This is a genomic window from Streptomyces sp. AK08-02 (assembly GCF_033795085.1).
Lineage (GTDB): Bacteria > Actinomycetota > Actinomycetes > Streptomycetales > Streptomycetaceae > Streptomyces > Streptomyces echiniscabiei.
Window position 1 is genome coordinate 317,003 of the sequence record NZ_JARAZV010000005.1, and the last position, 12,222, is coordinate 329,224.

The window sequence follows — 12,222 nt, forward strand, 5'->3', positions numbered from 1 at the left end:
CCGGTGAGCACCGCACCCCGGGCCACTAAGCTGGCCCCCGTGAAGGTCCTCCTCATCGGTAATGGCGCCCGCGAACACGCCCTGTGCCGCTCCCTGTCCCTCGACCCCGACGTCACCGCGCTGTACTGCGCCCCCGGCAACGCCGGCATCGCCGAGGTCGCCGAACTGCGCCAGGTCGACCCCCTCGACGGCAAGGCCGTAGCGGCGCTGGCCCTGGAGCTGGACGCCGACCTGGTCGTCGTAGGGCCGGAGGCGCCGCTCGTCGCCGGGGTCGCCGACGCCGTGCGCGACGCGGGTGTCCCGGTCTTCGGCCCCTCCGGGGAAGCAGCGCAGCTGGAGGGCTCCAAGGCCTTCGCGAAGGACGTCATGGCGGGAGCCGGTGTTCCCACGGCCCGCTCGTACGTCTGCACGACGCCGGAGGAGGTCGACGAGGCCCTCGACGCCTTCGGCGCGCCGTACGTCGTGAAGGACGACGGACTCGCGGCCGGCAAGGGCGTGGTGGTCACGGCCGATCTCGCGGAGGCCGCCGCGCACGCGAACTCCTGCGACCGTGTCGTCATCGAGGAGTTCCTCGACGGCCCCGAGGTCTCCCTCTTCGCGATCACCGACGGTGTGACGGTCGTCCCGCTCCAGCCCGCCCAGGACTTCAAGCGCGCGCTGGACGACGACGAGGGCCCGAACACAGGCGGCATGGGCGCCTACTCGCCGCTCCCCTGGGCGGACCCCAAGCTGGTCGAAGAGGTCCTCCAGACGGTTCTGCAGCCGACGGTCGACGAACTGCGCCGCCGCGGCACCCCCTTCTCCGGCCTCCTCTACGCGGGCCTCGCGATCACCTCGCGCGGCGTCCGTGTGATCGAGTTCAACGCCCGTTTCGGCGACCCGGAGACCCAGGTGGTCCTGGCCCGCCTGAAGACCCCGCTGTCCGGGATCCTGCTCGCGGCGGCCAACGGCACCCTCGCCGACCTGGAGCCGCTGCGCTGGAGCGACGACGCGGCGGTCACCGTGGTCATCGCCTCGCACAACTACCCCGGCACCCCGCGCACCGGCGACCCCATCGGCGGCCTCGCCGACGTGGCCGCCGAGGACGCCCCGCACGCGTACGTCCTGCATGCCGGGACGAGGCACGACGGCGACGCGGTGGTGAGCGCCGGCGGCCGGGTGCTCTCCGTGACGGCGACCGGCAAGAACCTGAGCCAGGCCCGCGACCGCGCGTACACCGCCCTCGGCCGTATCCGTCTGGACGGCTCACAGCACCGCACGGACATCGCCGCGAAGGCGGCGGCAGGGGAGTAGAACGTCTCCCGCCGATGAACCTGCTGGGCCCCGCAGCCGTCTAAGGATGCGGGGCCCACGTGTGTTCGCGGCGCCTTCGCGGGCCTCGGGAACCTCTCCCAACTGCTGCTTCGTCGTCGCCGTGTGTCATCCACCTTTCCCCAAAGCCATTCCATCGAGTGACCGATCCCCCATCCGGCTGACGAGGACCGGGCCCCCAACTATGGTGCGGCGCAAGCGTTCCGGCACTTGGCCCACCGGCATTGCGATGTCAGTGGCGGGTGCCACAGTGGGGGAGTGAGCAACGTCAGGGCGAGCATCGTCAGGGTGTGCGGAAAAGGTAGGGGGTGACATCCGGTCGTGACCGGTATGGGTGTGGAGGCGGGCGCGCAGGTCGCGCGTTCCCGGGCCCTCGCCGTGCTGCGTATCCGCAGCAGGGCCCTGGCCGTCGCCCTGCTGCCCGCGGCCGTCGCCGTCGTGCTGCTGGCGGGCGGATCCACCGATCACCTCGTCGGCGACGGCTGGCACCTCGCCCGCTGGATCACGAGCGTCGCCGCACTCGTCGTACTCCTCGCGGCGGCCGGTATCGCCCTGGTCGTGGCCCGCGCCCGCCCGGCCATGAGCCCCACGGTCCCGATCGCCGAGGAATCGGCCCTGGACCTCTACCACCTGGTGCGCGACCTGGCCGACCGCCTCGGCGTCCCCGCGCCCTCCGCGATAGCGCTCACGCCGGACTGCGACAGCTGGCTGGAGGACCGCACCCACCGCACCCACGCCCCGCCCCCGCCGGAGGGAGGCCGGGACGAGATATCAGGCGTACGCGGCCTGCGCTCCCCCTTCCAGGGGCAGCGGCGGCGTACGGCGGCGACGGCATCGCCCGTCCTCGTCATCGGCTCGCCGTTCCTGTGGTGGATGCGTGTCGGCGAGCTGCGCGCTGTCCTCGCCCCGGTCGTCGCGGGTACGGGGCCGTCCGCGCACCCGGACATCGCGGCGGCCCGGCGCTTCGTCCGCGGCCTGGACGCGGCGGTGGCCGTGGCCGCGGCGCCCCGGCGTGATCCCGTGTCCCGGGCGGCGCTCGCGGGCGTCGGCTGGGTGGCGAGGCTGCTGCTGCGCAGCTGTCGTGTGCACGCGTCCGAGATGGAGCGCGGGGTCGCGGCGGCTGCCGCCGAGCGCGCACAGGCGGTGGACTACGGACTGCGGATCGTCGCCCAGGAACAGGTCGGCCTGGCCTACGCGGGCTGGGACCGGCTGCTGACCAGGGTCGCGTTGCCGGCCTGGCGGATGGGCCGTTGGCCGGCCCGGCTGGACGCCGGCGTCGTCGCGGCGCTCACCGAACTGTCCCGCCGCGACCGGCTGGCCGAGGGCTTCACGTCCCGGCTCGGTGAACGCCCGGCCTGCGACCTCCTCGAAGAGCCCGGCCTGGTCGACGAGGCGGCCTCCCTGCTCGCCGCCCGCCTCTTCCACGGGGGCCCGGCCGAGACCGGCCCGGACTGGGCGCCGGTGGCCTGGCACGAATACCCGGACGAGGTGGTCGACCGTAAGTGGCGTGCCGACGCCGCACGCCTCCACCGGGTCCTGGACGCCCTGGACGCCCGAAGTGCCCACCGCACCCCGGCCCCCGCGCCCCAGGACCCCAACGCCCCGACCCTGTCCCGCGTGATGAACCACCTGACGACACCCCAGCCCCCGGCAAGGGAGACGACGGCGCGGGAAGCGACGACCGCGACCGCGGCAGCGATGGCGAAGGACCAGTACGAGCACGAAAACGAGCACGAAAACGAGAACGAGCACGAGAACGAGCACGAGAACGAGCACGGGAACGCGTACGGAGGCGAGAACGAGAACGCGTACGGGGGCGGGAACGACTACGACGCCAACGAATCCGGGGACGAGAGCGACTACCGCGACGCGGACGACGAGCCGGTGGGAAGTGAGCGCGGTGAGGCTCTCGCCGCCCAGCTCAGCGCCGAGGTCGCCCGGGAGGAGGCGGCGGCGCCGGTGGGGGGACAGCAGGCCTCGGCGGGGCTGACCGGCCAGGGCCCGGACACGGCACTCTGGGACGAGGGCTCGCTGCCGCTGTTCCCGTTGCAGCCCCCGCGCACGGGCCGCGAACTGCTCGCCGATCACGTGACCGCGATGGTCTGCTGCGCGGCGATGGACACGGCGGGCGCGGCACCCGGCCTCGACTGGCTCGACGGCCCCTCCCTCCTCCTGAACGGCGAACGGGCGGCCGACCTGGGCCCCAAGGTCCTGACCCTCATAGAGACGGGCGACCCGGCCCCTCTGGAGGCATGGCTCCGCACGACCGGAGTACGTCCGGAGAAGCCCGTACGCCTGGTGTGACACGGGGGAGCCTCGTTCCCCCGCCCACCCCGGCTCCTCCCACCCCGTTCCCTCCCTCCTCCGCGGCCGGGACAAGGAAACCGGTCGGATCCCTCCCTTCCGTTTCCAGTCAATTCGCGACGAACGGTGACGGAGTGCGTGCGTAATGTGATGTGCTGGGGACCGAACACGCTCATGGCAATCGCACGGGACATAAACAGCTGACGGGGGAGCCAGGGAGGGGAGCAGTCATGGGGTCGCAGCCGATCCGCCGCTGGGAGTCAGGAGCTCTCGCGCACGCCGTCACGGACCCCTTCGGCCTGGGTCCGGTCCCCTGGCTCCGAGGCAGCGAGACATATTTCGACGACACCGGCCATGTGGTCCCCTGGTACGTCGACCCCTTAGACCCCACGCCGACCGCCATCCCCACCGCGCGGCCGGGTGACACCAGAATCCCTGGCCCCCGTACCGCCGGTACCGTCCGTACCTCCCGCACCGCGGCCTCCACCACCGGCGGCCCCCGCGCCGCCGACGACGTGCGCCGTCAGATCAAGGGGTTCGCCTCCACCGGTCCCGTCTCCCCCGGCGAAGCCATCGACTTCCACATCACGGTCGACCCGCCGCAGGAGTTCGCCGTGGACATCTACCGCATCGGCCACTACGGCGGTGACGGCGCCGCGAAGATCACCACCAGCCCCCGTCTCTCCGGCATCGTGCAGCCCCCGCCCCTCACCGCCGACCGCACCGTCTCCTGCCACCACTGGTGGCTCTCCTGGCGCCTGCAGATCCCGTCGTACTGGAACATCGGGGCGTACGTCGCCGTACTCACCACCGCCGACGGCTACCGCTCCCACATCCCGTTCACGGTCCGCGACAACCATCCGGCGGACCTGCTGCTCCTCCTGCCGGACATCACCTGGCAGGCGTACAACCTCTACCCGGAGGACGGCCACACCGGCGCGAGTCTCTACCACGCTTGGGACGAGCGCGGCCGGCTCCTCGGTGAGTCCGACGCCGCGACTACCGTCTCCTTCGACCGGCCGTACGCGGGCGCCGGCCTCCCCCTCCACGTGGGCCACGCCTACGACTTCATCCGCTTCGCCGAGCGCTACGGCTACGACGTCGCGTACGCCGACGCCCGCGATCTGCACGCGGGCCGAGTCGACCCCACCCGGTACCGGGGCCTGGTCTTCCCGGGGCACGACGAGTACTGGTCCACGCCGATGCGCCGCACCACCGAACTCGCCCGCGAGAGCGGCACGTCCCTCGTCTTCCTCTCCGCCAACACCATGTACTGGCAGGTGGAGCTGGCCCCCTCCCCGTCCGGCGTCCCGGACCGCCTCCTCACCTGCCGTAAGCGCCGCGGCCCCGGGAAACCGGCCCTGTGGCGCGAAGTCGACCGCCCCGAGCAGCAGTTGATCGGTATTCAGTACGCGGGCCGGGTGCCCGAGCCCACCCCCATGGTCGTCCGCAACGCCGACCACTGGATGTGGGAGGCGACCGGCGCCCACGACGGCGACGAGATCGACGGCATGGTGGCCGGCGAGGCCGACCGCTACTTCCCGCGCACCCAGCTCCCCGAGCACGACGACCGCGTCCTCCTCGCCCACTCCCCGTACGCCGACAGCGAAGGCGCCCTCCGCCACCAGGAGACCTCGCTCTACCGGGCCCCCTCGGGCGCCCTGGTCTTCGCGTCCGGCACCTTCGCGTGGTCCCCGTCCCTGGACCGCCCCGGGCACGTGGACGCCCGGGTCCAGCGGGCCACCGCGAACCTCCTGGACCGCATCTGCAAACGGGACTGAACCGTTCCTAGTGACTGAGCGGGAGTGAGTCCTGTTGCCAGGTCTCATGCTCGGCCGAACGCCCCGGACGGTGTTGGGCGTTCTGGTTGCCCGCGTTCGCTCCGTGTCCGGGCGGCACGGATCGTGTCCGTGGTCCGGGAATGCGGGGGCGGGTTCCCTCACGCCCAGGAACACGCCGATCGGCCTGGACGGTCCGATGCCCCACCACATCACTCCGGTGTGGTGGGGGCGGTGCCGTCCGTCGCCGGATCGGGTGGTCCTGGGCGCGCCTTCCGATCGCCACGGCGGCAGCATCATGGCGAGTCGTTGTACGAGTCGTGCTGGTGAGGGGTTTCTGCCAGTGCTGAGCTCCCCAGCGGCTGGTGTAGGCGGGGTCGACGGCGATGACCGCGATGCCCGTCTGGTCGGCCATCGAGGCCAGCCGGGCGCGGAGCTTGCCGGTGGGCATGCCGGAGATCAGCTGCCTGAAGCGTTTCCTGCGCCCGTGCTTCTCCCGGGTCTTCTCGGTGGTGAAGTCGAGGTCCTCTACCGCGATCGCCTTCACGCCGCAGGTTCTGGCCCAGTGCAGGAGGCGGGTGAGGGCGTGGCGGACCTGGGCGTCGCGGTGTTCGGCGGTGCCGGAGAGGTCGTAGGGGAAGTGGCGTGGGCTGCCGGTGGGGTTGCCGTGGGTGTCGAGGTGCCAGGCGGCGAGGTGGTCGGCGTTCATGTCGACACCGACCACCCCGTGGGCGAGCGCCGCCTCGATAGGGATGGTCTGTGCGACCGGAATCTGCCACGACGCCGTCAGATACCAGCGGTCCCGGCCCGTATCCAGGTGGATGCGGTAGGCGACCGCCCGGTTTGCCGCGACCCGGTCCGCCCACTCACCGCCCCGGTGCGCGAACCGCACCATGCAGGCCAGGACGTACCGTCCGTGCGGGGCGTTCGCCAGATACGCCAGCGGGGCGGGGAGTTTGATGCTCACCTCACCATCCGGGCTGATGCGGATGGTCTCGTTGCCGTGGCGCTTGCCGGACTCCCCGTCCGCCTGGCAGAACCAGCGTTCCGCCTCCCACCGCCCCCGCCACACCGACTCCGTGAGCTGAGCGGCGTCCAGGTGGTGGCGGGTACGCGCCAACTGCTTGCCGCCCCGCACCACGTGCACGAGACCGGCCTCACGATCCGCCCGCGCGACCGTCAGCCGGTCCTCAAGCACCCGCAGGCGCCGCGACTTGGCATGCCACTCCCGCCGAGACCGGTACCCGCCGGGCTTGCCCTTGGTCCCCTTCTGCCCGAGCGGCTGGGACAGGCGGTCCTCGACGGTGCGGATGCCCGCTTCCAGATGGTGGATGTGCGCGAGCTGGCCACGGCGGGCCAGCGCCCACTGATCGTGCGTGGCCTTGGTGACACTGCCCGCCCACCGCGACGACGACAACGGCGTCAGCTCCCGCTTACGCGCCGCCCACGCCTCACCGCCATGCGACAGCGCGTCCCGGCAACGCGCCTTGAGGTCCTTCGAGGCCAACGACCCCAGATGCCCGCCCACCAGACGCAACACCTCCTCATCACACGCCGTCAGGTGCTTGAGACGGGTCCGGACAGCTACACCGGACGGGCCGGACACGACGAACGGCTCCGCGATAGTCCGCAGCTCACCCACCCCTGTCACCTCATCCCCGGCCCCACCCGAAAGCCCGTCGCGATGAGAAACGAGCGTCACCCGTGAAGGTCACGCATTCGACAGGAGAACACCAGTTCCTGCCAGGAACGACTCCACGGCCGAGACGCACGACACGACACGGCCCAACAACACTCACTGCCGCTCACCAGAACACCCTTGAGCGAACTCCAACGGCAGCAGTTCCAACCCCCGCCCGGTGCCCCCGGCGAGGACAAGGTCTCCGCGTACGGGAGAATCGAGCCACTTGGACATCACCACGGGGAGGAACCGTGTCCGGATTCGTAGAAAAGCCCGAGCCTCTTCAGGTTCCGGGTCTGGTGCATCTGCACACCGGCAAGGTGCGCGACCTGTACCAGAACGAGGCGGGCGACCTCGTGATGGTCGCCAGCGACCGTATCTCCGCCTTCGACTGGGTGCTGCGGACGGAGATCCCCGACAAGGGCCGCGTTCTCACCCAGCTCTCGCTCTGGTGGTTCGACCAGCTCGCCGACCTGGCCCCCAACCACGTCCTGAGCACCGAGCTCCCGCCGGGCGCCCCCGCGGACTGGGCGGGCCGCACCCTGATCTGCAAGTCCCTGCGCATGATGCCGGTCGAGTGCGTGGCCCGCGGCTACCTCACCGGCTCCGGCCTCACCGAGTACAACGACTCCCGTACGGTCTGCGGCCTGGCCCTCCCCGAAGGTCTCACCGACGGCTCCGAGCTGCCCGCCCCGATCTTCACCCCGGCCACGAAGGCGGCGGTCGGCGAGCACGACGAGAACGTGTCGTACGAGGAGGTCGCCCGCCAGGTCGGCGCCGAGTCCGCCGCCCAGCTGCGCCAGGCGACCCTCGCCGTCTACTCCCGCGCCCGGGACATCGCCCGCGAGCGGGGGATCATCCTGGCGGACACGAAGTTCGAGTTCGGGTACGAGACCACCGAGGACGGCGAGAAGCTGGTCCTCGCCGACGAGGTCCTCACCCCGGACTCGTCCCGCTTCTGGCCGGCCGACCAGTGGGAGCCGGGCCACGCCCAGCCCTCGTTCGACAAGCAGTTCGTACGGGACTGGCTCACGTCCTCGGAGTCCGGCTGGGTCCGCGCCAGCGAGCAGCCCCCGCCGCCCCTCCCGCAGCAGGTCACCGACGCGACCCGCGCGAAGTACATCGAGGCGTACGAGCGCCTGACGGGCCTGAGCTGGACATAGCCGCCTGAGACAGCGCACGAGACGGCGCACGAAAAAGACCCCGGTCGAGAGGACCGGGGTCTTTTGTCTGGAGCGGACGACCAGGTTCGAACTGGCGACCTCAACCTTGGCAAGGTTGCGCTCTACCAACTGAGCTACGTCCGCGTAGCGCCCCGTACGTGCCGTGGCGCGACGCCAACTATACCCAACCCCGAAGCCGTGCGAGCCGCACTGCCGCATGCCGGTTCTCCGCCCCGAGCTTCGACACCGCCGACGACAGATAGTTCCGTACGGTCCCCTGCGACAGCGCGGCCCGTTCCGCGATCTCCGCGACCGGTGCGCCGTCGGCGGCCAGTTCGAGCACCTCGGCCTCGCGCGCGGTCAGCGGCGAGTCCCCGGCGGAGATCGCGTCGGCGGCCAACTCGGGGTCGACGTAACGGTTTCCGGCGTGCACCGTACGGATGATCTCGGCGAGCCGCTGGGCACTGACCGTCTTGGGGACGAACCCGCGCACACCCGCCGCAAGCGCCCGCTTGAGATGCCCGGGGCGGCCGTGACTGGTCACGATCAGCACGCGGCACTCCGGCAGTTCCATGCGCAGCGATGTGGCGACCTTCACACCGTCCGCGCCGGGCATCTCAAGATCGAGGACCGCGACGTCGGGCCGGTGGGCCCGGGCCATGGCCAGCGCCTCGGGCCCGGTGGCGGCCTCGGCGACGACCACGAGATCGTCCTCCAGCCCGAGCAGCGCGGCCAGCGCACCCCGGATGAGGTGCTCGTCGTCGGCGAGCAGCAGCCGTACACCGCTCATGAGGTGACCCCGCTCACAACACCCCTCGCCCCAGATCCCGACCCGGCCCCTGACCCTGTACCCCCCGGCAGGGGCACCGTGGCGACCACCCGAAACCGGTCCTCGCCCGGGCCCACGACCCCCGCCTCCAGCCGCCCGTCAACGGCGGACAACCGTTCCCGCAGCCCGACGATCCCGGACCCCGTCCCGGACCCGGAACCCTCACCGGGACCCCGCCCCGAACCCTCGTCGCCCGCGACCCCGTCGTTCTCCACCGTCAGCACCACGAGCCCGTCACCGATCCGGACCCGCACTCCGCACCACCCGGCATCCCCGTGCCGCAGCACGTTGGTCGTCGCCTCCCGGACCACCCACCCGAGCGCCGACTGCACCTCACCCGGCAGTCCGGCCGCTTCCCCGGTCACCTCGCACGAGATCCCCGCGGCGGTCAACACGCTCTGCGCGCCCAGGAGTTCCGCACCGAGGTCGGCCTCGCGGTACCCCCGTACGACATCCCGTACCTCCCGCTGCGACTCGCGTGCGATCCGCTGCACCTCGATCATCTGGTCCACGGCCTCGGGCCGTTCACGCCGGGCGAGCTCTACGGCCAGCTCGCTCTTGAGCGCGATCACCGCCAGGTTCCGCCCCATCACGTCGTGCAGATCGCGCCCGAACCGCAGCCGTTCCTCGGCGACGGCGAGCCGGGACCGGGTCTCGCGGGCCTCGTCGAGTTCGTAGACGACCTTGAGCAGCCAGACGGAGAGGGCGCTGGTGAGCGTGACGAACCCGGCGGAGAGCAGCACCACGAAGCCCGTGACCAGGGCTTCGCCGGCCGGGAATCCCACCAGGAGGGACACGGCGGTCGAACCCCCGGCCAGGCCGACGACCATCGCCAGCATCCGCTTCCGGCCGTGCATCCCGAGGGTGGCGCTGCCCGCGCCGAAGGACATCACCCCGATGAAGACCGAGCCCGCGCCCGTTTCCATGTCGTCGCCGCCCGGCCCGTGCAGGCCCAGGACGAGGGCGCCGGCACCGATCAGCGCGGTGACGGCGACGAGCGCTGTCATCAGCCGTACGGGCTGCTCCCGGGTCCCGCAGATCCAGTCCAGTGCCCGGGAGGCGGTCACCGCGCTCAGCACGGCGTGCCCGCACACCAGGAGTGACAGCCACAGCGCGAGCCACACGTCCAGCAGCCCCAGCACGGGCAGCCCGATCGCGGTGACCTCGACGAAGGCGATCATGTGGAACGTCCAGCGCGTGTACGTCTCCACCTTCGCCGGTGTGCTCTTGCGCCCCCACCAGTTCAGCGGCCTCGGCCTGTCCATGTCCCCGTGCCCCCCGCCGTCCACTACCGCCGCGGTTCCCAGCGGAACCACCGTCGTACAGCAAACACCGACAGGACGGTCCAGGCCAGGCCGGTCAGTACGGCACCCACGACGTCGTGCGCCGACAGGTCGCCGGTCCAGGCGCCGCGTACGAGGGTGATCGCGGGCGTCAGCGGGAGCAGCTCGCAGAACGAGGCGAGCCGGTCGGGCAGAAACTCCAGCGGGACGGTGATTCCGGAGCCGATGAACGAGAGCAGCATCAGCGGCAGCGAGGTGACCTGCGCGCTCTCGGTGGTCCGGCTGAAGCTGGCGGTGAGAGCGCCCAGCGCCGCAGCCGTCACCAAGCCCAACAGCAGCCCGATGACGGCCAGTTGGGGAGCCGAGGGGGCGTCGAGATCGAGCACGACACTGCAGCCGACGGCCAGCAGCAGACACTGTACGAGGCCGGTCGCGACCGCCGGGAGCGCCGCCCCGGTGAGAATCTCGAAGTCGCTCAGCTCGCCGGTGCGCAGCCGCTTGAGGACGAGTTCCTCGCGGCGGGCGACGAAGACGCCCACGAGGGCCGCGTAGACGGCGAAGAGCAGTGAGAAGCCGACGGAGGCGGGCAGGACGAGCGTCCCGACGTTGAGCCCGACCTCCTTCAGGTCCGTGTCGCTCATGGCGGACCGCACACTGAACGGCAGCACCAGCGGCACGAACAGGGCGGCGACCAGCGTCCCCTTGTTCCGCACGAACAGCGTCGCCTCGGCCCGAGCCAGGGCCCGCATCCGCCCGGCGGGAGTGGTCGTACCCCCAGCACTCACGGGACCCCCAGCACCACCCTTGGTACCGACAACCGCACTCACGCGACACGCTCCTCTGCGCCAACAGAACTCTCCACGCCTGCCGACGCCTCCCGCGCGATCCGCAGAAACGCCTCCTCCAGCGAGGCCGACCGCACGTCCAGCCCCCGCAAGGTGACCCCGGTCTGCTCCGCCCACACCAGCAACCGCGTCGCCGCGCGCTGGAGTTCATGGGTACGCAGCCGTACGACGCGCCCCTCCTGCTCGTATCCGCTGACGCCGAGCGGGCCGAGCGGCGGCAGATCGCCCACGAAGTACCCCGAGGGCAGTTCGAAGGAGATCCGGGAGGGCTGCGCGGCGGTCACCTCGGCAGGTGTTCCGGCGGCCGCGATGCGCCCCTCGTGGAGGATGGCGAGCCGGTCGGCGAGGTCCTCCGCCTCCTCCAGGTAGTGCGTGGTGAGCAGCACGGTCGTACCGCCGGCGCGCAGTTCCCGTACCAACTCCCAGGTGGCGCGGCGCCCTTCGGCGTCGAGACCGGTCGTCGGTTCGTCGAGGAACAGCACCTCGGGGTTGCCGAGAAGCGCGAGCGCGAGGTCGAGGCGCCGCCGCTCACCCCCGGACAGCTGCTTCACGCGTACGTCGGTACGCCGTTCCAGCCCGACGAGCGCGAGGACCTCCGCCTCGGGCCGTGCTCCGCTCGTGCAGCCGGCCCACATCCGCGCGGTCTCGCCGACGGTCAGCTCGGACGGGAAGCCGCCCTCCTGGAGCATCACCCCCGTACGCGGCCGTACGACGGCCCGCTCGGTGTACGGATCATGGCCCAGCACCCGTACGCGTCCCGAGGCCGGCGCCGCCAGCCCCTCCAGCAGCTCCACGGTCGACGTCTTGCCCGCGCCGTTGGTGCCGAGCAGGGCGAAGACCTCCCCACGGCCCACGGAGAACGACACCCCGCGCACCGCCTCGAACCCGCCCCCGTACACACGCCGCAGGTCAGTGACCTCAATCACGTGTTCGTGTTCGTTGGTTTCCATGCCTTCAGCATCTCGGCCGGAAGGAGGGGAAGGCAGTGTGCGGTGTCATCACCGCACATGACAAATGTCAGACGACTG

General features: G+C 71.5%; 8 protein-coding genes, 1 tRNA gene and 1 pseudogene. 4 read left to right on the plus strand and 6 right to left on the minus strand.

All coding sequences use genetic code 11. From position 1 onward, the window contains the following. Positions 1–39: 39 nt before the first annotated feature. The 3 genes from purD to PV734_RS12425 all read left to right on the plus strand — a co-directional run bounded on the left by purD (position 40) and on the right by PV734_RS12425 (position 5,396). Positions 40–1,293, plus strand: a complete 1,254-nt coding sequence (gene purD, locus PV734_RS12415; RefSeq protein WP_319096492.1) for a phosphoribosylamine--glycine ligase — start codon at positions 40–42, stop codon at positions 1,291–1,293. Positions 1,294–1,632: 339 nt separating this feature from the next. After that, positions 1,633–3,615: a hypothetical protein gene (locus PV734_RS12420; protein ID WP_319289479.1), complete on the plus strand. Its 1,983-nt coding sequence runs from the start codon at positions 1,633–1,635 to the stop codon at positions 3,613–3,615. A 230-nt stretch (positions 3,616–3,845) separates the two neighbouring features. Next, entirely contained in the window at positions 3,846–5,396 is a 1,551-nt protein-coding gene (locus PV734_RS12425; RefSeq protein ID WP_319289480.1) for a N,N-dimethylformamidase beta subunit family domain-containing protein, read from the plus strand. Positions 5,397–5,403: 7 nt separating this feature from the next. Here the strand turns inward: PV734_RS12425 and PV734_RS12430 are convergent. Next, positions 5,404–7,035, minus strand: a pseudogene (locus PV734_RS12430) (IS200/IS605 family accessory protein TnpB-related protein). A 290-nt stretch (positions 7,036–7,325) separates the two neighbouring features. Here PV734_RS12430 and PV734_RS12435 point away from each other — a divergent pair. Continuing rightward, the gene (locus PV734_RS12435; RefSeq protein ID WP_319096490.1) at positions 7,326–8,237 is read left to right on the plus strand and encodes a phosphoribosylaminoimidazolesuccinocarboxamide synthase; all 912 of its coding nucleotides are present in this window, start codon (positions 7,326–7,328) and stop codon (positions 8,235–8,237) included. Between the two features lie 68 nt (positions 8,238–8,305). Here PV734_RS12435 and PV734_RS12440 read toward each other — a convergent pair. The 5 genes from PV734_RS12440 to PV734_RS12460 form a co-directional block, all read right to left on the minus strand. Beyond that, positions 8,306–8,381, minus strand: a tRNA-Gly gene (locus PV734_RS12440). A 34-nt stretch (positions 8,382–8,415) separates the two neighbouring features. Then, entirely contained in the window at positions 8,416–9,027 is a 612-nt protein-coding gene (locus PV734_RS12445) for a response regulator transcription factor (protein WP_319289481.1), read from the minus strand. Beyond that, positions 9,024–10,331 (minus strand): sensor histidine kinase, encoded by a 1,308-nt coding sequence (locus PV734_RS12450; protein WP_319289482.1) that lies wholly within the window; start codon positions 10,329–10,331, stop codon positions 9,024–9,026. Before PV734_RS12450 ends, PV734_RS12445 begins: the two co-directional genes overlap by 4 nt. Before the next feature lie 23 nt (positions 10,332–10,354). Next, positions 10,355–11,098, minus strand: a complete 744-nt coding sequence (locus PV734_RS12455) for an ABC transporter permease (protein ID WP_319096647.1) — start codon at positions 11,096–11,098, stop codon at positions 10,355–10,357. A gap of 74 nt (positions 11,099–11,172) precedes the next feature. Beyond that, complete coding sequence (locus PV734_RS12460) at positions 11,173–12,144, minus strand: ABC transporter ATP-binding protein (RefSeq protein WP_319096485.1); 972 nt, start codon at positions 12,142–12,144, stop codon at positions 11,173–11,175. Positions 12,145–12,222 lie beyond the last annotated feature (78 nt).